Annotated in this window: 29 protein-coding genes; 12 read left to right on the top strand and 17 right to left on the bottom strand. The window is 66.9% G+C overall.

Annotation, left to right across the window (positions count from 1 at the left end; genetic code table 11):
* Positions 1-36: 36 nt before the first annotated feature.
* The gene (locus BM282_RS13065) at positions 37-774 is read left to right on the top strand and encodes a GNAT family N-acetyltransferase (RefSeq protein WP_089881799.1); all 738 of its coding nucleotides are present in this window, start codon (positions 37-39) and stop codon (positions 772-774) included.
* Positions 775-793: 19 nt separating this feature from the next.
* On the opposite strand, the gene BM282_RS18570 is transcribed toward BM282_RS13065, so the two are convergent.
* Together BM282_RS18570 and tmcA are read right to left on the bottom strand one after the other, a co-directional pair.
* Positions 794-958, bottom strand: coding sequence for a hypothetical protein (locus BM282_RS18570; RefSeq protein ID WP_175501531.1), 165 nt, complete (start codon positions 956-958; stop codon positions 794-796).
* 26 nt (positions 959-984) lie between these two features.
* Positions 985-3,249, bottom strand: a complete 2,265-nt coding sequence (tmcA, locus tag BM282_RS13060) for a tRNA(Met) cytidine acetyltransferase TmcA (RefSeq protein WP_089881796.1) — start codon at positions 3,247-3,249, stop codon at positions 985-987.
* A gap of 275 nt (positions 3,250-3,524) precedes the next feature.
* On the opposite strand from tmcA, the gene rpl7ae reads away from it, so the two are divergent.
* The 5 genes from rpl7ae to BM282_RS13035 all read left to right on the top strand — a co-directional run bounded on the left by rpl7ae (position 3,525) and on the right by BM282_RS13035 (position 5,638).
* A complete protein-coding gene (gene rpl7ae, locus BM282_RS13055; protein WP_089881793.1) occupies positions 3,525-3,887 on the top strand; it encodes a 50S ribosomal protein L7Ae in 363 nt (120 codons plus the stop codon).
* Positions 3,888-3,893: 6 nt separating this feature from the next.
* The gene (locus tag BM282_RS13050) at positions 3,894-4,118 is read left to right on the top strand and encodes a 30S ribosomal protein S28e (RefSeq protein WP_089881790.1); all 225 of its coding nucleotides are present in this window, start codon (positions 3,894-3,896) and stop codon (positions 4,116-4,118) included.
* A gap of 3 nt (positions 4,119-4,121) precedes the next feature.
* Complete coding sequence (locus BM282_RS13045; RefSeq protein ID WP_089881786.1) at positions 4,122-4,328, top strand: 50S ribosomal protein L24e; 207 nt, start codon at positions 4,122-4,124, stop codon at positions 4,326-4,328.
* On the top strand, positions 4,325-4,804 hold the full coding sequence (gene ndk / locus BM282_RS13040) for a nucleoside-diphosphate kinase (RefSeq protein ID WP_089881783.1): 480 nt from the start codon (positions 4,325-4,327) through the stop codon (positions 4,802-4,804). The genes BM282_RS13045 and ndk overlap by 4 nt, the downstream gene beginning before the upstream one ends.
* 246 nt (positions 4,805-5,050) lie before the next feature.
* Positions 5,051-5,638: a hypothetical protein gene (locus BM282_RS13035; RefSeq protein ID WP_089881780.1), complete on the top strand. Its 588-nt coding sequence runs from the start codon at positions 5,051-5,053 to the stop codon at positions 5,636-5,638.
* Between the two features lie 21 nt (positions 5,639-5,659).
* Here BM282_RS13035 and BM282_RS13030 read toward each other — a convergent pair whose 3' ends face one another.
* On the bottom strand, positions 5,660-6,742 hold the full coding sequence (locus BM282_RS13030) for a cupredoxin domain-containing protein (protein WP_139229728.1): 1,083 nt from the start codon (positions 6,740-6,742) through the stop codon (positions 5,660-5,662).
* A 144-nt stretch (positions 6,743-6,886) separates the two neighbouring features.
* Between BM282_RS13030 and BM282_RS13025 the strand changes: the two genes are divergently transcribed.
* Positions 6,887-8,269 carry a selenium-binding protein SBP56-related protein gene (locus tag BM282_RS13025; protein ID WP_089881775.1) on the top strand — a complete coding sequence of 461 codons (1,383 nt, stop codon included), beginning with the start codon at positions 6,887-6,889 and terminating at the stop codon, positions 8,267-8,269.
* Positions 8,266-8,577, top strand: coding sequence for a 2Fe-2S iron-sulfur cluster-binding protein (locus tag BM282_RS13020; protein WP_089881774.1), 312 nt, complete (start codon positions 8,266-8,268; stop codon positions 8,575-8,577). The genes BM282_RS13025 and BM282_RS13020 overlap by 4 nt, the downstream gene beginning before the upstream one ends.
* A gap of 168 nt (positions 8,578-8,745) precedes the next feature.
* Here the strand turns inward: BM282_RS13020 and BM282_RS13015 are convergent, their stop codons facing one another.
* The 8 genes from BM282_RS13015 to BM282_RS12980 all read right to left on the bottom strand — a co-directional run bounded on the left by BM282_RS13015 (position 8,746) and on the right by BM282_RS12980 (position 15,300).
* The gene (locus tag BM282_RS13015; RefSeq protein WP_089881771.1) at positions 8,746-9,819 is read right to left on the bottom strand and encodes a methionine synthase; all 1,074 of its coding nucleotides are present in this window, start codon (positions 9,817-9,819) and stop codon (positions 8,746-8,748) included.
* On the bottom strand, positions 9,819-10,826 hold the full coding sequence (locus BM282_RS13010; protein ID WP_089881769.1) for a 5-methyltetrahydropteroyltriglutamate--homocysteine methyltransferase: 1,008 nt from the start codon (positions 10,824-10,826) through the stop codon (positions 9,819-9,821). Before BM282_RS13010 ends, BM282_RS13015 begins: the two co-directional genes overlap by 1 nt.
* A 59-nt stretch (positions 10,827-10,885) precedes the next feature.
* Positions 10,886-11,494 carry a HemK2/MTQ2 family protein methyltransferase gene (locus BM282_RS13005; protein ID WP_089881766.1) on the bottom strand — a complete coding sequence of 203 codons (609 nt, stop codon included), beginning with the start codon at positions 11,492-11,494 and terminating at the stop codon, positions 10,886-10,888.
* Positions 11,491-12,789 (bottom strand): mechanosensitive ion channel family protein, encoded by a 1,299-nt coding sequence (locus BM282_RS13000; RefSeq protein WP_089881763.1) that lies wholly within the window; start codon positions 12,787-12,789, stop codon positions 11,491-11,493. Before BM282_RS13000 ends, BM282_RS13005 begins: the two co-directional genes overlap by 4 nt.
* 4 nt (positions 12,790-12,793) lie before the next feature.
* Positions 12,794-13,663: a 16S ribosomal RNA methyltransferase A gene (locus BM282_RS12995; protein ID WP_089881760.1), complete on the bottom strand. Its 870-nt coding sequence runs from the start codon at positions 13,661-13,663 to the stop codon at positions 12,794-12,796.
* Between the two features lie 47 nt (positions 13,664-13,710).
* Complete coding sequence (locus BM282_RS12990; protein ID WP_089881757.1) at positions 13,711-14,346, bottom strand: DUF655 domain-containing protein; 636 nt, start codon at positions 14,344-14,346, stop codon at positions 13,711-13,713.
* A gap of 294 nt (positions 14,347-14,640) precedes the next feature.
* A complete protein-coding gene (locus tag BM282_RS12985) occupies positions 14,641-14,997 on the bottom strand; it encodes an RNA polymerase Rpb4 family protein (RefSeq protein WP_089881755.1) in 357 nt (118 codons plus the stop codon).
* A 12-nt stretch (positions 14,998-15,009) separates the two neighbouring features.
* On the bottom strand, positions 15,010-15,300 hold the full coding sequence (locus BM282_RS12980) for a 50S ribosomal protein L21e (RefSeq protein ID WP_089881752.1): 291 nt from the start codon (positions 15,298-15,300) through the stop codon (positions 15,010-15,012).
* A 170-nt stretch (positions 15,301-15,470) separates the two neighbouring features.
* Between BM282_RS12980 and BM282_RS12975 the strand changes: the two genes are divergently transcribed.
* Together BM282_RS12975 and BM282_RS12970 are read left to right on the top strand one after the other, a co-directional pair.
* Positions 15,471-16,634, top strand: a complete 1,164-nt coding sequence (locus BM282_RS12975) for a cystathionine gamma-synthase (protein WP_089881749.1) — start codon at positions 15,471-15,473, stop codon at positions 16,632-16,634.
* 70 nt (positions 16,635-16,704) lie between these two features.
* Positions 16,705-16,986: a hypothetical protein gene (locus tag BM282_RS12970; protein ID WP_089881746.1), complete on the top strand. Its 282-nt coding sequence runs from the start codon at positions 16,705-16,707 to the stop codon at positions 16,984-16,986.
* Positions 16,987-17,028: 42 nt separating this feature from the next.
* On the opposite strand, the gene BM282_RS12965 is transcribed toward BM282_RS12970, so the two are convergent.
* Genes BM282_RS12965 through BM282_RS12955 form a run of 3 tightly spaced genes read right to left on the bottom strand, consistent with a single transcriptional unit; the run spans position 17,029 to position 18,804 of the window.
* Positions 17,029-17,295, bottom strand: coding sequence for an elongation factor 1-beta (locus BM282_RS12965; RefSeq protein WP_089881742.1), 267 nt, complete (start codon positions 17,293-17,295; stop codon positions 17,029-17,031).
* A gap of 2 nt (positions 17,296-17,297) precedes the next feature.
* The gene (locus tag BM282_RS12960; protein ID WP_089881739.1) at positions 17,298-17,477 is read right to left on the bottom strand and encodes an HVO_2753 family zinc finger protein; all 180 of its coding nucleotides are present in this window, start codon (positions 17,475-17,477) and stop codon (positions 17,298-17,300) included.
* Positions 17,478-17,523: 46 nt separating this feature from the next.
* The gene (locus BM282_RS12955) at positions 17,524-18,804 is read right to left on the bottom strand and encodes a tripartite tricarboxylate transporter permease (protein WP_089881736.1); all 1,281 of its coding nucleotides are present in this window, start codon (positions 18,802-18,804) and stop codon (positions 17,524-17,526) included.
* Between the two features lie 168 nt (positions 18,805-18,972).
* Between BM282_RS12955 and BM282_RS12950 the strand changes: the two genes are divergently transcribed.
* Both BM282_RS12950 and BM282_RS12945 read left to right on the top strand, forming a co-directional pair.
* The gene (locus tag BM282_RS12950) at positions 18,973-19,356 is read left to right on the top strand and encodes a cupin domain-containing protein (protein ID WP_089881735.1); all 384 of its coding nucleotides are present in this window, start codon (positions 18,973-18,975) and stop codon (positions 19,354-19,356) included.
* Between the two features lie 106 nt (positions 19,357-19,462).
* Positions 19,463-20,308 (top strand): helix-turn-helix transcriptional regulator, encoded by an 846-nt coding sequence (locus tag BM282_RS12945; protein ID WP_089881732.1) that lies wholly within the window; start codon positions 19,463-19,465, stop codon positions 20,306-20,308.
* Positions 20,309-20,390: 82 nt separating this feature from the next.
* Here the strand turns inward: BM282_RS12945 and rpl12p are convergent, their stop codons facing one another.
* The 3 genes from rpl12p to BM282_RS12930 are packed head-to-tail and all read right to left on the bottom strand — an operon-like array spanning position 20,391 to position 22,420.
* Entirely contained in the window at positions 20,391-20,723 is a 333-nt protein-coding gene (rpl12p, locus tag BM282_RS12940) for a 50S ribosomal protein P1 (protein ID WP_089881729.1), read from the bottom strand.
* A gap of 18 nt (positions 20,724-20,741) precedes the next feature.
* Entirely contained in the window at positions 20,742-21,785 is a 1,044-nt protein-coding gene (locus BM282_RS12935; protein WP_089881728.1) for a 50S ribosomal protein L10, read from the bottom strand.
* Positions 21,782-22,420 (bottom strand): 50S ribosomal protein L1, encoded by a 639-nt coding sequence (locus BM282_RS12930; protein ID WP_089881725.1) that lies wholly within the window; start codon positions 22,418-22,420, stop codon positions 21,782-21,784. Before BM282_RS12930 ends, BM282_RS12935 begins: the two co-directional genes overlap by 4 nt.
* Between the last annotated feature and the right edge of the window lie 157 nt (positions 22,421-22,577).

The following is a 22,577-nucleotide window of genomic DNA, read 5'->3' as shown; positions in this document are numbered from 1 at the left end:
AAAAACATTAACTACCGATAGATGGTATCATGTGTCATGGACGTGACCGAGGCGCTGACGTTCGACCACCAGGACCGAAAGGACATCTACGACTACATCGAGCGGGAGGGAATCGTCCGCGAGGACGACGTCCGCCGTGCGCTCAACTTCGACCCCGGCGCGTTGGGAGCGCACCTGACCGTCCTGCGACGAGACGGCTACATCAGAAAGGTCGGCGACAAGCTACAGGTAGCGTACGACGAGGGCGACGCGCAGACGTTCGAGATGGACGACGGCACCGAGTGCACCATCCGGATGGCACAGCAAGTCGACCTGGACGCGCTCGTCGACGCGATTCGCGAAGTCGCCGAAGAGGGGACGTACATCGAGGCGGAGACGGTGGGCGACATGATAGACCACGAAGAGGTCGTCATCCGGCACAACGAGGTTCGCTCGCGGATGGTGTTCGTCGCCACCGTCGAAGACGAACTCGCCGGGTGGGTCCACCTCGACTTACCGGAGACGGGGAAACTCCGTCACACCGCGGTCCTGACCGTCGGAACGCGCGCGTCGTTCCGCGGGAAGGGCCTCGGGAGTCGCCTCCTCGGACGCGGCGTCGACTGGGCCAGAGAACACGGCTTCGAGAAACTGTACAACTCCATCCCGTCGACGAACGAGGGGGCTATCGCCTTCCTCGAACGGCACGGCTGGGAGACCGAAGCGGTCCGCGAGAACCACTACAAGATGGACGACGACTACGTGGACGAAGTGATGATGGCGGTGGAGATACGCTGAGGCGACGAGCGAACCCGACTCACCGCCAGTCTTCGTCGCTCCCCGGCAGGGGTTCGGCGACGACGCCGTCTCGTTGGACGAGGGCCCGCGCGTGCCCCGTACAGACGTCTCTGTCCTCGCCCCACGGCACGTAGACGCGGACGGCCGCCGGGTCCGCACAGCCTTCTTCCGCACACGTCTTCATACGCGGGGCGACGGGTGCGAGCGACTTCAGTCTCCGCTCTCGTCGCGTTCGAACCGCGCCCGTTCCGATTCGACCGCCGGAACGCCCGCCCCGTACCGTTCCACTATCGAGACGTACGCCTCGCCGAGTCCCTTCATCGCGTTCCGCGGCGAGTGGTAGTCGAGTTCGTCGGCGACGACGGGCCACGGTCGTCCCTGTAACAGTTTCCCGACCAGCAGTCGCCCCTCTCTCTCCGTACAGACCGGGTCTTCCGCGGCGAGTGCGACGAGTGCGAGCGTCCGGAAGGCGTCGGGTGCGGTGGTGTACATCCCCGGCCCGAACGACGCGCCGACGACGATGCGCCACTCGCGGTCGGTGAGTTCGAGCGGTGGCGCGGCGTCGCAGGCGCGAATCGCGGCGCGAACCACGTCCGGGTCGGCGTCGCGGAGGGGGTCCGCGAGGACGCCCGAACACCGGTCGAGGAACCAGTCGGCGTGTCTGTCGTGGAGTTCCCGGCCCGCCTCGGAGAGCGGACAGAGCATCAACACCGAGTACTCGCCGCTCGTGTCGTTCCTCGTCGTCGAGAGGTGGACGGTGCCGTAGTCGTTGTCGTCCCAGAAGGAGAGCAGTTCGGGCGTCGCGCCGTAACCGACGCCCAGGTAGTCGACGTTCCCCTCGCGGACCGCCTCGCGCCGAATCTCCGCGAGGAGTCTCGACCCCAACCCCGAGGACCGGACGGCGTGGTGCGTCGCGATGCGCATGACGCGGGAGCCGACCGGAACCGCGGCGTCCTCGTCGCGGAGTTGGCTCGTGAACACGTCGGGGAGCATGTTTCCCCGCACCCTCGCGCCCTCGTACATCGACCGTCTGGTCGCCTCGTCGAGTCCGCCCTCGCGGGCGAGGAGCGCGACGCTCACGACGTGGCCGTCGTGGAGGAGTGCGCGGACGGAGAGGTTCGGCGCGTCGAGGAGGCGGGCCAAATCGTCCGGTTCGGTGCGGTAGTGCGCGAGGACGAGGAGGCCGAACACCTCGTGCAACAGGTGTTCGTCGGCGGCCAGTTCGTCAGCCGAGAGCGCGCGGTACTCGACCGAACTCGGCGTCGCGTCGGCGACGAGTGGGTCGACGGCGGGTCGCGCGTCGAGCAGGAGCGTCCGGAACGACCACGTCTCCACCGGGTCGCCGCGGGCGTAGCGGATGGGTTCGTCCATCTGCACCTCGGTGACCGACAGGTCGCTCTCGGTCAGGCGGTCACGGAACCGGACCGAGAACCCCCGTCCGGCCCCCTCGTAGCCGTGGACGGTGGTGAAAAAGCCCGCCGCGGGCGCGTCGAGGAACGCCGCGAGCAAGCGGACGGGAATCGCGGCCGCCTCGTCCACGAGGACCACGTCCGGGTCGTCCGGGAGACCCGCCGCCGTCGGCGGGTCCTCGAACCGAATTCGGCCGCCGCCGACGGCGCGGACGACGTGCGCCTCGTCGTCGTGTTCGGCGAGCGAGTCCGTCTCCGCGAGGAGTTCGACGGCGCGAGCGAACACCTCGCGTGCGCCGTCATAGGCGGGCGCGGTGACGAGCACGTCGGTTCCCGCGGCCGCGAGACTCCCGGCCGCGAGTCCGGCGGCGCTCGACTTCCCGCGGCCCCTGTCCGCCTCCACGACGACGGCTTCGTCCGTCTCTCGGAGTCGTTCGAGGACCGAAAGCGTCCGGGACTGGTCGCTCGTGCGGCACGCCTCGTAGGCGGCGGCGGGGAAGGCGTGCGCTCGGGGGGACGACGACGACCAGTCGCCGGTCGACGCCGGCGCGTCCGTCGCCCCCTCGCGTTCGACGGTTCCGTCGTCGACGTTCGCGACTGCGACGCCGGAGTGACTTCGGAGCGTGTCGACGAGTCGTTCCCGGAAGCGGCCGCCGACGTCCGAGACGGCGTACGGCGGGACGGCCAGCGACTCCTCGAACGAACCGTCCGTCGCGGGCCACTCCCCGAGCGGCGGGGTGAGGAGGACGAACAGACCACCGCCGTCGACGACGCCCGCGAGACGACCGACGACGTTCGGCGAGAAGTCTTCGTGCGCGTCGCAGACGACGGCGGTCCGCGTGGTGCCGAGGAGCGTCCCGGCGTGCTTGGGGTGGACGCGGTCGAACCGGAACCCCTCCCGAGCCGTGACGAACGTCACCTCGTCGTCGGGGACGTCGGCCCCGTCGAGGACGTCGAAGGCGGCGTCGATGCCGGCGTCGCGAGCGCCCGCGAGGACGAGGAGCCGTCGTTGGTTCGTCCGGCGTGCGTCGGAGCGGAGACGAGAAGCGAGAGCCGAGAGCGTCATACCCGTCCTTCGAGGGGGTCGGCAAAGCCAGTTTCCGAAGCCGAGTCAGCGCTGTCTCGAACGGACGTTCGAGGGGGCGTGAATGTGCCGCAGACCGTCGTGTGGACGGGTGACACGGCAGGGGAGCATTGGACACGTTTTTATGGGGTCCTGAGCAACCTGAGTGTACAGCCTGTCCGGGGTTGATGAATGCTCCTCGCCGAGAGGGAACGACCGCGACCACGAAGGTCCGCCGGCGAGGAAGTCGAGCCCGCGAGCAGGAATAGGTGAACAACATGGCAGTATACGTAGAATTCGACGTCCCAGCCGACCTCGCAGAGGACGCCCTCGAGGCGCTCGAGGTCGCACGAGACACAGGCACGGTAAAGAAAGGAACGAACGAGACGACGAAGTCCGTCGAGCGCGGTAACGCGGAACTCGTCCTCGTCGCGGAAGACGTCTCCCCCGAGGAGATCGTGATGCACCTCCCCGAACTCGCAGAGGAGAAGGGCATCCCGTACATCTTCATCGAGACGCAGGACGAAGTCGGTCACGCCGCCGGTCTCGAAGTCGGCTCCGCCGCCGCCGCCATCGTCGACGCCGGCGAGGCGGCCGAACAGGTCGAAGACATCGCCGCGAAGGTCGAGGAACTCCAGTAATCGACCATGAGCGCAGAAGAGACCGCCAGCGACTCGACGTCTGCTGAAGTCATCGAGATCGTTGGCAAGACCGGGATGCATGGCGAAGCCATGCAGGTCAAGTGCCGAATCCGCGAGGGCTCGAACAAGGGCCGAATCATCACGCGGAACGTGCTGGGCCCCGTCCGCGAGGGCGACATCCTCCAGTTGCGCGAGACCCAGCGCGACGCAGACTCCATCGGAGGTCAGTAACCAATGGTAGAACACCGCACGTGCGACTACAGCGGCGACGAGATAGAGCCCGGAACGGGCACGATGTACGTGAAGAACGACGGGACCATCCTCCACTTCAAAGACTCGAAGGCCGAGAAGAACTACTTCCTCGGTCGCGAGGCGCGCGACTTAGAGTGGACGGCGCAGGGTCGAGCGGAGAAGGGTCCTTCGGGGGCGTCTGAGGAATGAGCCACCACGACGAGCGCACGTTCGTGATGGTCAAGCCCGACGGCGTCCAGCGCAACCTCGTCGGAGACATCGTCTCCCGCTTCGAGGAGCGCGGCCTCAAGATGGTCGGTGGCAAGTTCATGCAGATCGACCAGGAACTCGCTCACGAACATTACGGCGAACACGAGGACAAGCCGTTCTTCGACGGCCTCGTCGACTTCATCACCTCCGGACCCGTCTTCGCGATGGTCTGGGAGGGCGCTGACGCGACCCGTCAGGTCCGCTCGATGGTCGGCGAGACCGACCCCGCCGAGTCCGCACCGGGCACCATCCGCGGTGACTACGGACTGGACCTCGGCCGCAACGTCATCCACGCCTCGGACCACGAGGACGAGGGTGCGAACGAGCGCGAGATTTCGCTGTTCTTCGACGAGGACGAACTCGTCGACTACGAGCGCGTCGACGCGACGTGGCTCTACGAAGACGAAGACCACTAGGTCTGCTGCGCGTTCTTCCGTTTTTCTCACCGTGCAGAGCGACGTCCGTGTCACCGGCCGTCTCGACGCGCTGAGAGCGTTCGTTCTCGCGTCCGGACCGGTGGACGCGGCGACGACGTCCCCGACCGAACGGAGAGACCGACCGCCAGCGGCGCGTGGCGGCGAGCGGCCGGTGACGTTCTCGCCCGTCTGACCGTCCTCTCGACGCCGAAAAACGGCTAATCTCTCTGCGAACCGACCACAGCCATGAGCGAACTGGAACTGCTGTTCTGGCTGTTCGTCGCCGTGCTCGCGGCGGGGACGACGTTCGCCGTCGGGCTGACGGCCGTCACGGCGTGGACGGCGACGCGCGTGTTCGACCGCCTGTTCGCCGCCGTCGCACCCGTCCGAACCGGCTCCACGGCGGACATCCGCGACGTGGAGACGCACCTCGCGACGCTCGCGGAGACGCCACATCTCGACTCCGGCGTCGTTCGCCGAGTGGTCCCCGAGTCGCGTCGGGAGGGCGGGAGGCTGTTCTGGCGGTTCGCGCGGACGCCGGGCGTCCGATTCGACGTGGCGCTTCCGATGACGGACCCGGACGCGACGCTCCCCGTGTGGACGCCGCTTCCCGACCGACTGACCGGGACGACGCCGCTCGAACGCGTCGCCGCCGCCTGCGGCGTCTCGCCGGACCGCCTCTCCGACGCCGTCGGCGAGGAGATACCCGTCCGGCGGGTCGGGGACCGCTGGGTCGTCGGCGCGGCGACGGCGAGGACAGCGCGGACGCCGGGGACCGCACGAACGCCTGAGACCGAAGACGAGTCGTGGCTCCGCGACCTTCGACGGTCCTGAAAAAACAGTGAACGGTCGATTTTAACTGCCCGGCGTTCCGGGGCCACCGCTTCGGTGGTCCGCCACCACGTCCGCCCACGGCACCGCTCCCCGTTCGACGATGGCCGCGGGGGAGAGCGCCGCCGTCTCCAGCGCCGCCGCGGAACTCGGGACGTTCGGGTCGAGGCCGCCGAGGATGGCCGCGAGCTGGTTGTGGTCTTCCGGAGGCCGACCGGTCATCTCCACCGAGGGTTCCGGGACGTCGCCGTCGCTGACGACGACGCGCTGAACCATTCCGAACGGTTCGTGCGGCGGGCAGTAGACGTCGTAGACGCCCGGCGTGTCGAACCGGTACAGCCAGTAGCCGCCGACCGGGACGAGCGGCGACGAGAACGGCCCGACCCCGTCGGGGACGCGGTTCTGTCGGCCGTGCCGTTCGTGGTACGACGCGACGGCGTGGTCGGGCGTCTCGGCGCTGTAGAGGACGACGTCCCCCGGCGCGACGTGGAGTCCGGCGGGTTCGAAGTGGAAGCCGACGGTCTGTGCGACCAACCGGGCTATCTCTTCGACGGTCACGTCCACCGGTCCGTCGGGCGTCTGGACCGTCACCGTCGCGCGCGGGCGGTGCAGTTCCGACCGGTCGACCGTGCCGTCGGCGACGGCCTCGCCGATACTCTGCGTCGTCACGTCCGAGAGCACGCCCTGCCCCCCGACGGCGAACAGGAGTCCCGGGATGCCGATGTGCATCTCGACTTCGTGCGTCGGACGGACGGACCCGGGGAACGACGCGAAGCAGTCGGCGGGGTGGTCGGACCCGCCGCCGGTCTCGTCCGACTCCTCGTGGTGGCTCCCGGCACACGGGTTCGGCCCGCCAGAGGCGTACCCGAACAGCGGGTCTATCCGCGGCGGCGTCTCCGCGACTCCGTTCCCCGCTCCGTTCTCCCCGCCGCTCTCGTCACCGTGGTGGTCGCCGTGTCCCTCCTGGGCCGCGACGCTTCCGACGCCGAGTCCGACGACGGACGACGCGCCGACCGCTCTGAGAACTGCTCGCCGAGCGACCGGGTACGCCCGTCGCGCTCCCCCTCTCGTCGGTCCCTCTCCATCCCCCATGTTATCTTCCCGCATGAGTACGGGAGATATCGCAGACTGAGCGCAAATATCTAGCTATAATCACGTTGTGCTGACAGTCCCGGGTTCGTACCGTATCCGCACGGATACTACCCTGCGGTAACTCACGCCGCTATTCTCTTCCCGATAGTATCCTCTCACATGAGCGACGTAGCGACGCACACCGACGGACACGCCCACCACGCCCACCACCACGTCGGATACGCGACGCCGCAGGCGGCTATCGAACAGTCGGAACCGGAGCGAGTCGCGTACGTCCCCGCGCTGTACGTCGGGACGGACGTGGACGCGCCGGACCGACTCACCGTCGTCGACGTCGACCCCGACTCGGCGACGTACTGCGAGGTGCTTCACGAGGTTCCGATGCCGCACGCGGGCGACGAACTGCACCACTTCGGGTGGAACGCCTGTTCGTCGTCGTGCCACGTCGAGGGCCTCGAACGGCGCTACCTCCTCGTCCCCGGTCAGCGGTCCTCGCGCATCCACGTGATAGACACCGAGAACCGGCGCGAACCCGAGTTGGTGCGGACCATCGAACCCGAGTCGGTGTCCGAGTACGACCTCTCCGCGCCGCACACGGTCCACTGCGCACCGGGCGGGTCCATCCTCGTGAGCATGCTCGGGAACGCGGACGGTGACCTCCCCGGCGGCTTCCTCGAACTGGACGCGGAGTTCGAGATAGTCGGTCGGTGGGACCCGCCGGGCGAGATATCGATGAACTACGACTTCTGGTACCAGCCTCGCCGAAACGTGATGGTCTCCTCGGAGTGGGCCGCACCGAAGACGTACCAACCGGGGTTCGACTTCGCGGACGTCGAAGCCGGGCGGTACGGTCGGCGCATCCACGTCTGGGACTGGAAGCAACGGGAGGTGAGACAGACGCTCGACTTGGGCAAGGAGGGTCTGTTACCCCTCGAAGTCCGGTTCCTCCACGACCCGGAGTCGACGCACGGCTACGTCGGTGCGGCCCTCTCTTCGAACGTATTCCACTTCTTCGAGCGCGACGGCGAGTTCCGCGCCGAGAAGGTGATAGACGTGGAGACGAGAGAGCACGACGACTGGGAGATTCCGGTCCCGGGCGTCATCACCGACCTCGTGGTGTCGATGGACGACCGGTATCTGTTCTTCTCGAACTGGGTCCACGGCGAGGTGCGGATGTACGACGCCTCGGACCGGGCGCACCCCCGCTTGACGGACACGCTCGCCGTCGGCGGCCTCTACGGCGACCCGAACCCGACGGGTGACCGCCCACTGAACGCCGGACCGCAGATGCTCCAACTGTCGCTCGACGGGACGCGTCTGTACTTCACCACCTCGCTGTACTCGACGTGGGACGACCAGTTCTTCCCCGGCGAGGCGGAGGCGGGGTCGGTCATGCTGAAAGCCGACGTGAACCCGCGGAAGGGGACGATGACGCTCGATACGGACTTCCTCGTCGACTTCGGGACGCTCCCGGCGGGGCCCGCCCGGGCGCACGAGATTCGCTGGCCCGACGCCGACTGCACCAGCGACGTGTGGGTGTGACCCGTGTCCGCCTGCGGTGGGCCGACGGCCGCGAGGACGTGGTGTCCTGCGACGACGAGAGCGTCCTCGCGGCGGCGGAACGCGAAGGGGTGCGTCTTCCCGCAGGCTGTCGCCGCGGGTTCTGTGGCACCTGCACCAGCTATCTCGTCGCCGGTGTCGTCGGATACGACACCGAACCGCGGGCGCTCAGAACGAGACATCGGCGTCGCGGCTACGTCCTCCCCTGCATCGCGCGTCCGGAGACGGCCTGCACGCTCCGTGTCGGACCGGAGGTGGTCCGCGAACTCCGGCAGAATCCGTGGCGGTGACTGCGGGCGCGAGCGGCAACGTTCACCGAAGTGGAAAGAAGGTGCCTCTGACGGAGTCACGTCCGCCGTAACAGATAATAAATCGAACGTTGTCGGGCCGCGGCACATCGAAGCACGGCGGCCGGCGGCGTGTCGCCGGTGTTTCCGTCGTCTGCGGCGTCGACGCGGTTAGTCCGCCTGCGGCGTCGGCGCGGTGACGTCTATCTCGCCCGCGTCGAGTTCGGCCTCGACTTCGCGTGCGGCCGTCACCATGTTCTCCATCTTCCGGTAGGCCACCTCGCGCGGCAGGAGTTTCACGCCGCAATCGGGCGAGACGGTGAGTCGTTCCGGCGGGACCACCTTGAGACCCTCTTTGATGTTCTCTTTTATCTCCTCGACGGACTCGACTTCGGCGGTGTGGACGTCCACGACGCCGAGTGCGAGGTCCGGTTCGAACTCGGGGTCGGTGAACACGTCTATCTGTTCGTAGCCGCCGTTGCACAACTCGACGTCGAACTCGTCGATGGGGTAGTCGTTTATCTCGGGGTAGATGCGCGAGTAGTCGCCGTAGCAGACGTGTAGACCGATGCGCACCTCTTCCGGGATACCGTCGACGATGCGTTCGAGACACTCGCCGACGATGGCGTGGTCGTCCGGCGTCGTCGCCAGTGCGGGTTCGTCTATCTGGATGTAGCGCGCGCCCGCCTCGACCAGTTTCTCGACTTCCTGGTTGACGAGGTCAGCCAGGTCGTACGCGAGGTCCGCCTCGGTGTCGTACGCTTCGTTGAACGACCAGCGTGCGAGCGTGTACGGCCCCGTGATGGGGACCTTGACGGGCTTCTCGGCGACGTTCGTGGTGAACTCGAACTCGTCGACCAGCCACGGTTCGTCGTACTCGACTTCGCTGGCCACCGAGGGTTTGTCGAAGTAGTTGTGCCCCCACACCTTCACGGGGCCGTTGAACTCGTAGCCCGGGATGCGGTGTGCGAAGTACTCGACCATCTCTTCGCGGCGCATCTCGCCGTCGACGACGGTGTCGAGGCCGGCGTTCTCGTGTTCGTGCGTGATGACGCGGGAGGCGTCGTCGTACGCCTCTTCTAAGTCCTCGGCGTCGAACTTCGACGCCTCGTCGTCGGCGAGTTCTTTCGAGCGGTTCAGCCACTTCGGCTTCGGGTAACTGCCGACGACGGTGGTGAGAAGGAAGTGCTCCGACTCGTGGTCGTGCGGACGGAACTGTTCGCGGTTTTCGGCGTTTCGGGACATTACGCCTCCACCTCCGATTCGAGGTCTGCGGCCGCTGCCAACGCGCTCAGTTTCTCTTGATGTTTGTTCACGGGCAGGTAGAACGGTTCGGTGTTCGTCGTCAGATACGCCGTGTCGAACTCGTTCGCTTGAATCTGGTCGTTCACCCAGTCGACGCGTTCGCGGATGGTCTCGGGGTCCTCGACGAGGGTGTTCTGGCCGTCGGCGAGGCCGAGAGCCACGTCGTCTTTCGCGCCGTACTCGTTGAGGTTGTACAGCGTCTGTTCTCTGTCGCCGGCGACGAAGTCGAAGCCGATGGCCTCGACGTCGGCGTCCATCAGGTGCGCGTACGTCTTCTCGTCGAGTGCGCCCCAGTAGGTGTGGACGACCACGTCGGCGTCCGTCGACCCCGCGACGGCGTCGATGGCCTCGGGGACGAGCTCCGCGACGTCGTCCGAGGGCGCGTCCGTCACCAGCGAGGGGTCCAAGAGGAACAGCGTCTCGTGTTCGGGGAACGCCTCGACTTCGGCGGCGAGGAAGTCACCGACGGCCGCGAGGAAGTCCGTCTCGCCGTCGTAGTGCTCGTTCGAGGCGAGTTCCGCGAGCGAGTACGGACCGGGGAGGACGGCCTGAAGCGGCGTCTCTCCGGCGAGAGTCGCGGCCGACTCCAGTTCGGCGGCCACGTCGCCGGAGAACGTCAGTTCGCCGGTGACGCGGGGGTCGCGATAGAAGTTGTTGTTGTCGTAGTACCGCACGATACCGCCCGTCTCGACGTTGTCGTGGACGGCGAGGGGGTGCGCGAGCATGTCGTCCCAGCGGAGTTGTCCCTCGACGACTCGGTCGAGACCGGTGTCGAGTTGGTCCGAGACGACTTCTTCGCGCGCTTCGTCGTAGACGCCCACGATGGCCTCCGACTCGTCGCCGGAGATGAGGTCGTCTTTCTGGTGCCCTTTGAGGTCAGAGAGGTCCGACTTCGCCCAGTCCGGGAGGGGGAACAACCCGGGCGACGTCGCTACCAATTCGGTCATCACACTCGGCTACGAAATGCCGACGCTTAATATTTGCTGATGCCGTATATTCGTAGCAGTTATTTTGTCAGTCGGAGAATCGAGAGCACCTCGAACGGATACGACTCCTGCACGACCGTTTCGTGGTCGAATCCGGCGGATTCGACGCGCGCGACGACATCGTCGAACCCGGCGAGCGAACTCACGAGAAGGAGGACGCGGCCGCCCGGACGGAGGACGCGCCCCACGTCGTCGACGAACGGGTCGAGGAACTTCCGTCCCGTCTCGCCGCCCGAGAGCGCCTGCTCCATCCAGTCGTCCCACTCGTTATCGGGGTCCGTCGGGAGGTACGGCGGGTTGAACGCCACCGTATCGAACGAGTCCTCGCGGAAGGGGTCGAGGAGGTTGCCGCGCACCGCGTCGATGCCGAGGTGACCCTCCTCGCGGAGCGTCGCGCCGCGTTCGCGCGCGCTCTCGCAGGCGTGCGGATTCACGTCGCTGGCGACGACGCGTTCGACGTTCGCCTCCCGGGCGGCCCGTTCTGCGACCCACCCCGACCCGGTACCGACTTCGAGAAATCGGCCTTCGGCGTGGTCGACGACGGCCTCCGCGAGGAGCGCGGAGTCCTCCGCGGGTTGGTAGACGTTCGTCTCCATCCCGCGCCGTTCGGCGAGGTCACGACCCGTCACTCCTCGTCACCGTCCGTCGCGCCGTCGTCGGTCCCGGATTCGGCCTCTGCCTCCGATTCGGCCTCAGTTTCCGAGCGCTCCTCCGACTCGTTCCCGCCGTCGGTCGTCGCGCCCGCCCGTCGCCGACGCTCGGTCCCGTCCCGAACCTCGCCGGCGAGGACGAACCCGTCCTCCTCCGCTCTGGACATGAGTTCGCGTTGGGGGAACGGTATCTTGACTCCCTCGGACTCGAACGCCTCCTTGACCGCCGAGATGACCGCCGTCTGCGTCCGCCACTTGCGACGCGCACTCGGGCGGTCTATCCAGACCCGCACGCCGAGGACGACGGCGGAGTCGGCGAATCGCTTGAGCACCACCTGCGGCGTCGGCACGCTCAGCGGTTCGTCCAGCGACTCCACCGCCTCCAGTGCGAGGTCCGAGGCGTGTTTCGGGTCGACGTCGTAGTCGACGCCGACCTCCACCTCGATGCGGAGTCGTCCCTTCCGACTCCGGTTGACGAGGCTCTCGGAGGAGACGACGTCGTTCGGCACCATCACGTACTCGCCGTCGAACGTCTGGATTCGCGTGTTGACGATGGTGATGTCGGTGACGATTCCCTCGTGGTCGCCGACCTGAATCCAGTCGCCGATCTCGAACGGGCGCGAGAACATGAGGACGAACCCGGCCAAGAGGGCACCGAGCGTCTGTCTCGCGGCCATCCCGACGACGATGCCGAGGAATCCCGCCCCGACGAGGATGCCGCCGAGGTCCACTTCCCAGATGGCGAGGACGATGGCGATGCCGACGACGTACAGGAACACCTGCGCCAGTCGGTACGCTATCTCCCGTTGGTGCTGGCTGACCGTCGGACGCGCCGCCGTCACCTCGTCGACCAGCCGTCGGACCAGACTCGTCATCGTGTACGCGCCGACGAGAAGCAGCATCGAGAGCCCCAACTTGACGAACGAGTCGTAGCCGAACCGGTAGCCCTCGAACACCGACGCCACCTGCTGGGTCTGGTTCCAGAGACCGACGATGACGACGGCAGCGCCGACGGTCAGCGACATGGTCGCGAGGGTGACGCTCAGACTCCACAGCGCCGCAGGGACGCCCCGCGGGTCGCGTTCGTGGAGTTCGTCGCCCTTCGCGAGAAGGAGCGTCACGACGAAGACGACGCCCGCGGTGACGGCGACGCGACCGGCGAACGACGGGACGAGGTCGCCGAGAACGTCCAGTCCCACCTCACTCGACTGCAACAGCGCCGCCTGTAGCTGCCCCGTCTGCAACGTCGCCGATACGGCCGACACCACCTCCATCAGTTCACCGTCCGTGTTCGTCGGCGAGCGCCGTCAGTTCGGCGAACGCTCGCGGGTCCATGTTCCCCGCGCGTTTCCGGAGTACCTCTTCGTCCGCGGCGTCGACGACGGCCTCCGGGTCCGACAGCCCGGAGATGTGCGCGGTGTTGCGGATACCGTTGCGGATGGTCTTTCGCCGCTGAGTGAAGAGCGCCTTCACGAAGTCCAAGAAGAACGCCTCGTCTCTCACCTCGTAGTCGGGGTCTCGCGGCGTCACGCGAACGAGGACGCTCTCGACGGCCGGAGCAGGCGAGAACGCCTTTCTGGGCACCGTCTCGACGACTTCCACGTCACCGTAGTGCTGTGCGCTCACCGAGAGTCGGCCGTACTCGTCGGTTCCGGCCTCGGCCGCCATCCGTTCGCCGAACTCTTTTTGGAACATCAACACGAGGGGGACGCCTCGCGGGAGCAGACGGAAGGTTATCTCCGAGGAGATGCCGTACGGGAGGTTCGAGACGCAGGCGGTGAACTCGGGGAGGTCGACTTCGAGCGCGTCGCCCTCCAGAATCGTGAGTCGTCCCGACTCGACGTCGTCGGCGAACTCCTCGCGGAGGAACGCGGCGAGTCGCGTGTCGCGTTCGACGACGGTCACGCGGTCGGCGACGCGGAGCAGACGGTCCGTGAGGGCGCCGGTTCCGCCGCCGACTTCGAGGACGTGCGTGGTGTCCGCGTCTTCGGGGAGGTAGCCGGGGATGCGGTCTAACACACGGTCGTCGACGAGAAAGTGTTGGTCCTGGTCGGGGTCGCCGCGCAGGCCCGCGCGTCGAACGAGTCGGTCCGGGTCGCGTGGGGCGTGCGCCGCGGCCTCCGTCGCGTCTGGCTGCGGCTCGGTCATCGGAGGACGATACTGTCCGAGCGGGTGTAAACGTCTCGGGTCCGCGGTCAGTCGCTCCGACCGACGAACGTCTTGTACTTCAGGTCGTCGTCGCGCAGTTCCTCCATGATACGCTCGACGAGCACCTCGCGCGGGTGGTGAAGCCCCGAGACGCGCTCTTCTAGCTCCTCGAAGCTCTCGAACGGACCGCGCTTTCGCTCGTCGAGGATGTTGTTGCGGAGTTTCTTCCCGATGCCCGGCAGGAGGTTCAACTGGTGCAGACGGAGGGTGATGGGCTGTGCGTCGTTGTAGAAGTCGACGAACCGGCGTTCGTTCTCCGTGACGACGTCTTCGACGACGTACTCTAGCTCCGAGTGGGCCGTGTTCGAGACGTCGTCGTAGCTCACTTCGCGGAACTCTTCGACCGCCTCGCGTCGCTCCGCGGGGTAGAGCACGACTCGGTCGCCGATGGAGACGTCCGAGTCGTCGCCGAGTCGGAGTTCGAAGAGTCGGAAGTTGCGCTCTCCGAGGGCGTACGCGAGCGGGGACTTCTTGTACCGCGGACGGTCGTCGTCCGGCCGGCCGTGGGGCAGGTGGTCGAGAACGACGGCGTACTGTACGTCCTCGGCCGTCTCGTCGGCGCCGCTCTCGGTCTCGTCGACCGACTGCTCGGGGTCGGCGTCTCCGGTCTCAGCGCTTGTCATGTCAATCGATACGCCGAGGGCGTATTTAAAAAGTTGGCCCGACGACCGCCGGTTCACGCAGTCGCGGGTGCTCCGTTTCTCCTCGTCGCCGTCGCCGTCGCCGTAGGCATCCGTCGTTCCCGTTCGTCACCCTCTCGGACTCTCTCTCCGGCCGACCGCTCTGTGGCGCGCACTCCGTGTTCGGACGGACGCGGCGGTGCGTATCGGAAGTGACGCTTCGGCGTGGAAATCGGCGAGCCGGCGGCTCGAACGAGTGATATCGAAGAGGCGGATGACGGCGACGGAGCCGCCGAATTACGCGTACTTCGCGACGACGTTCAGAATCTCGTCCAGTTCGTCCCCGCTCAGCGCGTACCGTTCCTGGGCGTAGACGGCGCGGAGTTCGTCCCGGCTCTGCGGAAGGAGGTCCGCAATCTTGAACGCAGTCGTCTCGTCCACCTTCTCCAGTTCGAGGAGTTCCTCGACGAGTTCGCGCGACTCCTCGGGGTCGAGGACGGCGAATCGGTTCACGTGTTCGATGGCGCGAGCGAGTTCGTAGCGAAGTTCACGCTCTTCGTCCGCGGCGCGTTCGGCCTCGACGTCTTCGAGGAGGGACTTGACCTCGCTCGTGGTGAGGTACTCCTCGTCTACCTTCTGTTTGAAGATGGTCATCGGCGTGTGGAGTTACTGCTGTGCGCGCAGGTGTGCGGGTCGGACGACGAGCGTCTTCAGTTTGCCGCCGTCGTTGATTTCGACTTTGAACGCGCGTCCCTGCTTGCCCATCACTTCGCCCGTGTGACCGTTGAAGCGCGGGTGGAAGCGACCTTTGCGGACGCTGGGGTCTATCTTCAGGTGGACCTTCTGCCCCTCGTCGTACTCCTGAATCGCTCGCTGCGGCGGCGAGGTACCTCGCTCGCGCGGTTTGTTCGAGAGCTTTCCTCGCGTACCGTGAAGCGGACCGTTGGAACTCGGCATAGTCGTGAGACAGTGTACTGGTGACGCAGTTATAAAACGTACGTTCCTGTCTCGCGCGTGCGGGAGACTGCCGCGACGGGACGGAGGCGTCGTCGTTTCCGCCGGCAGTCGCCCCGACCCTCGGCGCGGATGTAGCCACCGTTTACTACGCGGCCCCCGAGTGAGGTGGCATGGACGAACACGACGACCAGCGAATCGAGACGCGCGCGATTCACGCCGGACAGGAACCCGACGAGGAGACGGGCGCGCTGATGACGCCCATCTACGCCAACTCGACGTACGTGCAGGACGGCCCCGGCGACCACCGCGGCTACGAGTACTCGCGCACGGGCAACCCCACGCGAACCGACCTCGAATCCAACCTCGCCGCCCTGGAGGGCGGCGACTACGGGCGCGCGTTCGCCTCCGGTATGGGGGGAATCAACACCGTGCTGAACCTCCTCGAAGCGGGCGACCACGTCGTGACCGGCGACGACGTCTACGGCGGCACGCACCGCATCTTCACGCAGGTGTACGAGAAGTACGACCTCTCGTTCGACTTCGTGGACACGACGGACCACGCCGCCGTCGAAGACGCGATGCGCGAGGAGACGGCGCTCCTCTGGGTGGAGACGCCGACCAACCCGCTGATGCGCGTCAACGACATCGGCGCGCTCGCGGACCTCGCGCACGAGTACGACGCGCTCTGCGCCGTCGACAACACGTTCGCGACGCCGTACCTTCAGCGACCGCTCGAACACGGCGCGGACGTCGTCTCGCACTCGCTCACGAAGTACCTCGGCGGACACTCCGACGTCGTCGGGGGCGCACTCGTCACCGACGACGAAGAACTGGACGAACGGATCGGATTCTACCAGAACTCCGTCGGCGCGACGCCGTCGCCGTTCGACTGCTTTCTCGTCCTCCGCGGGACGAAGACGCTCGGCGTCCGGATGGACCGCCACTGCGAGAACGCACAGGAACTCGCGCGGTGGTTGGACGACCACGACCGAGTCGACCACGTCTACTACCCCGGCCTCGACGCGCACCCACAGCACGAACTCGCCGCCGAGCAGATGGACGACTTCGGCGGGATGCTCTCGTTCGAGGTGGACGGGACGCTCGAACAGGCCTCGACCGTCGTCTCGGAGACGGAGGTGTTCACGCTGGCCGAGAGCCTCGGCGGCGTCGAGAGCCTCATCGAGCAACCGGCGGCGATGACCCACGCGGCCATCCCTCGCGAAGAGCGTCTCGCGGCGGGGCTGACGGATGGCCTCGTCCGCGTCTCGGTGGGCATCGAACACGTCGACGACCTGAAGGCGGACCTGGACGCGGCGTTCGACGCCGCGTTCTGAGTCGTCGCATCTCTCTCACACCGAGAGAACTGCGATAAAACATAACACACTGGCCGGAGTACGGACTCGCATGGCACAAGAACTCACCTCGGGGGGCGACGCCCGTTCGGGGGAGCAGTCGGTAGTCGAGTACGACGTCGGAGCCGAAGAGTCCGTGATTGGTTCCTCCAGTCACGCGGCCGAACAGTTCGGAGTGGGGGCGACGGCGGGTATCCTCGTCGGTGCCCTCGTCGGCGTCGCCGCCGGATGGGCACTCGGCGGCGACCCGACCGTCGTGTTCTTTCTCGCACTCGGCACGGGGTTCATCCTCGCGCCGCTCGTCGGACTCCTCGTGTTGGAACGCGGCGACTGAAAAGTGAACGTCGCGTCGGGTCACCCCGACGAGCCGGCGACGTTAGATGCGGCCGACGTTCTCGACTGCGACGCTCTCGACGCCTTCGACGTCCGTGAACGCCTCTTCGACGGCTTCCGTCCCACCGGCGTCGTCGGGGACGATGACCGTCGGAAGGAGTGCGACGAGGCCGAACGCCACGTCGTCACGCTCGAAGCCGTTTATCTTCGCGCCCTCCGGGAGCGAGTCTTCGAGACGCTCTTGGAGTTCGTCGAGGTCGATTTCGGGGCTGTTCGGCATGACTTTCATCTTGGCAGCGACTTTCCCCATGATTATGGACCCATGAATCCGCAGTCGGGACACTCGTAGAGGTTACTCTGCTTGCGGCACTTCGCACAGCGCGAGACTTCGGTACCGCAATCCGGGCAGTCGAACGTCGCTGCGCTCATGCCGGAGATGTTGATTCCGCAGGACACGCACTGTCGGGCGTGACGCTGCTCAGACTGGCTCATAGAGACAAGGAACCGTCCGCGACTTTTAACGATTGTCTTTTCTCGGCTATCCGAGTGCGATGGGACCGAGCAGCACACCCATCAGGTGGACGCGTCGGACGCCGACCCGCGGCGGGACGAGGCCGACCAACGTGGCGACGGCGAACGCGGCGACGCCGGACACGCCGGCGAACGCGCCGGCCAACACCCAGAGCGCGACCAAGACGACGAGCGACAGGGGTCGGTGCGGGAGTCGGCGAACGACGGCGAGATACCGGTCTCCGAGGAACGGAACCGCCACCGCGCCGACGCCGGCGGCGAGGACGACGACGGCCAGTGCGCCGGAGGACCCGAACGGCGACGCCCCGCCGCCGACGGCCGAGAGCGCGACGGTGACGCCGCTTCGCTCGTCGCCGAGGACGACGAGCGCCGCCGCCGCGAACACCGCCGTCGCCGTGTCGGCACCGCTGGTCGCGACGACGTACAGGCGGTCGGTCCGCTCGCTACCGGTCCGTCCGCCCGCCGTCTCCCCGCCGACGCCGCCGAGTGCGAGAACCGTCGCGACGCCCGCCGAGACGCCGGGGAGGTACCCGACGAGTGCGCCGCCGCCGACGCCGGACGCGGCCGCCCGGAACGTCTCGCGCGCCGACAGCGCCACCGCCGTTCCCTCCTGCGGGGGGAACGCGCCCCGGCTATCGAGCGCGTCGAGGAGCACCGGCGCGCCGAACAGCCCCGCGAACAGGGGTGCGAGCATCGACGCCGCCTCGGAGGGGACGAGCGAACCCGCCGTCGGCCGGCCGAGCGTCGCGAGTCCGAGCGCCGTCGCCAGCGCGAAACAGGCGGCTCCCCAGCCCCGCGTCCGCCACGTCGGTTCGGCGGCGACGAGTGCGAGGACGACGGCGGCGAGGACGTACGGGAGCGCGGCGTACAGTCCCGCACGGCCGGCGGCGACGAGGTGCGAGAGGGGGAGAGAGAGCGGGACGGCGACGACGACGGCCGCGAAACTCCCGACGGCGGAGAGTCTGAGCGCCTCCTTCCCGCGCCCGGCGAGGACGAGGCGGTGTCCCGGTAGCGACCCGGCGGCCGTCGCCGCGTCGGGGACGCCGAGGACCAGCGCCGGAATCGCGTCCAAGAAGGTGTGGACGACGCCCGCGGCGAGGACGGCGGCACCGACGGCGGCGGGCGGGGCGGGGAGCGTCGGCGCGGCGGCGGCCAGCAAGAGTGCGAGCGCGTTCACGTGTAGTCCGGGGACGAGACCGCTCACCGCGCCGAGGAGGACGCCGCCGAAGGCGAACGCGAGCGTGAGGGCGGCGGCGTTCGTCGGAAGCGAGAGAGCGGAGACGGTCATCTGCGCGTGCTGGCCGCTCGATGGTATTTGAACGTTCGCGACGAACGGAGACCGCCGAGCGACGGAGACGTGTCTGCGGCGGAGACCGTTTTTCACGCGGTGAAACTATTCACGAAATAACTACAGGTCGGTCGGGTTCGTCGGTCAGAACGCCGGGAGGCCAACGAGATGAAGCAAGCCAAACGAGACGTGCCAGTCAGAGTCGACACGCCGGACGCCACCGCTCGCCAGCGGACGGGGTTCGGTGACGCGAGCGGATACGGAGAACTCAGCGGCGAGTACTTCACCTTCGCCGCCGGGACGGACATCACCCCGCTGTTGGCGGGCCTCGAAGACGACCACTGCCAGTGTCCGCACTGGGGGTACGTCCTGACGGGCGACCTCGGCGTCAGTTACACCGACGGCAGTCGGGAGACGGCCCGCGCGGGCGACCTGTTCTACTGGCCGCCGGGGCACACGGTCCGCGCGCGCGAAGACTCCGAAATCGTCATGTTCAGCCCGCAGGAGGAGCACAGCGCGGTCATCGAACACATCCAGGCGAAACTGGGATGAGAGCGGTACGGTGGACGCGCGTCCGCGTCGAGTCGGGAGGACGCGGCGATTAGTCAGCCGCCCGACTCGACTGAACCGTTTTATGCCTGCATCGTCGATTGCTAGCATGGGTAACGCGACACAGACTATCGGGTTCATCGCGCGGTCGGAGCATCGTGTCGCGGCGCTGGAGGCCCTCTCCGACAGCGAGTACGACCGGCGCGACCTGCGCGAGGCGACCGGTGCGTCCGACCCGACCATCGGGCGCATCCTCCGGGACTTCGAGCGTCGTTCGTGGGTCAGGCGCGACGGTCCGTGCTACGAACTCACGCTACTGGGGGCGTTCGTGAGCGAGCGGTTTCTGGAGCTTCGAGCCGGGATGCGGACGTGCGAGACGCTCCGTGAGGTCTGGCAGTGGCTCCCGAGGGAGATGGACGGGTTCGCGGTGGAGAGCTTCGAGGACCTCGTCGTCTCGTACCCCGGACCGAGCTATCCGTACACGCCCGTCGAACGGGTGAGCCACCTCCTGGAGTCGACAGAGTCCATCCGCGGACTCGGGACGACCATCTACAAGTCGGGTAATCTCGACGTGTTCTGCCGACGCGTACTGGAGGGCATGGAGATGGAGTACGTCTACTCGCCCGAGATTCTCCGCGCCATCGTCGACTGGAATCCCGAACTGACCGCCAGCGCGTTCGAGCGTGACAACTGCACCATCTTCCTCCACGACGACCTCCCGGACGAGAATCGCTGCGGACTCAACATCATGGACGACTGTATCGGCCTCTGCGGCCACGACCCCGACACCGCGCAACTCGAAGCGGTCATCGACACCGCCTCGCCGGAGGCCCGCGAGTGGGCAGAGGGCGTCTACGAACGGTATCGGCGGGAGGCCCGACCGTTCGAAGAGCGGGAGCTATCGACCGTCGACACGCGGTCGGGAGACGCCCGCCTTCGCGTCGAGTCGGAGTAGGTACTGTCGGGTGGACTCGAAAAAGTGCGGGTTGTACTGACGATTCGAGAAGCGACGTCCGGATGGACGCGGAACTCTCGGTTTAACCGAAGAGTTCGCCGAGGCCCTCGCCGGAGGACTCGTCTTCTTCTTCTTCGTCGTCGTCGTCGTCGGCTGCTTCCTCTTCGTCGGCCTCGTCGTCGTCGTCAGCGGCCTCGACTTCGCCACCGGCGCTGCCGCCTGCGGCGGGCGCGGGGGCGGCGGCGGCCGTCTCGACGGCCTCCTCGATGTCGACGTCTTCCAGCGCGGCGACGAGCGCCTTGACGCGGGATTCCTCGACGTCGACGCCAGCGGCCTCGAGAACCGCCGTGACGTTGTCTTCGTTGATCTCTTCGCCCGATTCGTTCAGGATGAGAGCTGCGTAAACGTATTCCATTGTTGTGTACCTCGAATGTTATCCGAACATCGCGCCGAGTCCGTCGGCACCGTCGTCTTCGTCGTCGTCGTCGTCGGTGTCGTCGGCTTCGGCGTCTGCTTCTGCTTCTTCGTCAGTCGATTCGTCTTCGTCCGCCTCGTCGGCGGCCGGCGCTGCGGGCGCTTCGACGCCGCGGAGCTCCTCAGGGAGCGCCTCTTCGTCGTCGATTTGGGCCGCGAGCGCGCGGAGCTGCGCGTCTGCCTTGGCGACGAGGTCCGGAACGAGTTCCGGGTCCTCGATGGCGGCGAAGATTCCGAGCGCCTTCGCCTCGCCGGCGGCTTTCGCGAGCATCGTGGGTGCGGTCTGCGTGGTGGGGTACCCGGCGTTGATCGAGAGGTTGCGGGCACCGGCCGCGGCGGACTGGATGTCCGCGCGGTACTCGTCCACGTCGATTGCGAGCTCTTCGGGCTCGAACAGGACGCCTTCGGAGTAGACGCCGCGGAGGTCGAGACCGACCTCCTTGGGTTCGATACCGAGTTCGCTCAGGACGTTTGCGAGTCCTTCGGAGACGACTTCACCCTCGTCGAGGACGTGCGAGTCCTCGGTGACTTTGATGGAGCCCTCCATGATGCGCGCAGACGCACCGACCTGCTGGAGTTCGCCGACGAAGGGACCCGGGTCGACACCGGTGTCACCCTCGGGGATGACGATGTCGTTCGGGGCGACTTCGCCCGCGTTGATGGGTGCAGGCGTCTTCGACGCTTCGAGTTCTTTGTACAGGCCGAACGGGTTGTCGTTCGTCCCCACGAGGGCTACCTGCCCGTACACGAATTCGGTGAGCTGTTCGAGGCCGTCGTCGACCTCTTCGAGCGCGCGCGTGGTGAGCGTGTTACGGCTCATCCGGAGCGCGGCGCTGCCGTGGAGTTCCCGCCGCATGCTCTGCAGCTGGCGGCTCGGGATGCCCGTGACGCTCACGACACCGATGGACTGGTAGCTTTCGAGGAAGTCGGTGAGCTCACCGACTTCGATGCGCTTCCACTCGGGGATGGTCTCTGTCTTGCGGACGGACTCGCTCTCGCTCATGCGCGTACCTCCACCGACGGACCCATCGTCGTCTTGACGTAGACCCCGTCGATGTTGAGGGGGCCTTTCTCGAGGGTCGCCTCGAGACGACGAACGATGACGTCGATGTTCTCCGCGATTTCGTCGGCCGACATGTCCTCGGCACCCACGCGGGTGTGGAACGTCCGGCGGTCACGACTGCGGAGTTGGACCGTGTTCTTCATTCGATTCACAACTTCGACCACGTCGTCGTCCGGTTGGAGCGGCGTCGGCATCTTACCACGAGGACCGAGGACGGTCCCGAGGTAACGGCCGATGTCTTGCATCATGTCTGCCTCCGCGACGAAGAAGTCCGTTTCGTCGGCGAGGTCTTTGGCGGCGTCCGAATCGTCTCCAAGGTCTTCGAGGTCGTTACCGTCCATCACTCGGTCGGCGACGTCCTCTGCTTGGAGCGCGGTCTCGCCAGTCGCGAAGACAACAATTTGCGTCTCCTGTCCGGTGCCGGCTGGGAGCACGATGCTCTCGTCGACACGCTTCGACGGGTCGTTTAGGTCTAGGTCGCGCAGGTTGATCGCAAGGTCGACCGTTTCGCGGAAGTTCCGCTCAGGTGCCTCGTCAAGTGCGCGAGAGACTGCGTCAACTATCGTATCTGCCATTATTCACCTCCGTAGTACGCAGGATTGCTCCTACGGGTCAGTGAAACAGGCGTCTGCCTGCCTCGTGCGGGTTGACGGGAATGCCGGCCTTAAGTCCGTCGAAGCACGTGCCGCGAGAGCGCGCTATCGGGCTCCTACGCGCCGTCTCCGTGCGACT

Source organism: Halogeometricum limi, assembly GCF_900115785.1.
GTDB classification, from domain to species: Archaea; Halobacteriota; Halobacteria; order Halobacteriales; family Haloferacaceae; genus Halogeometricum; species Halogeometricum limi.
This window is presented reverse-complemented; position numbering and strand designations above follow the sequence as displayed.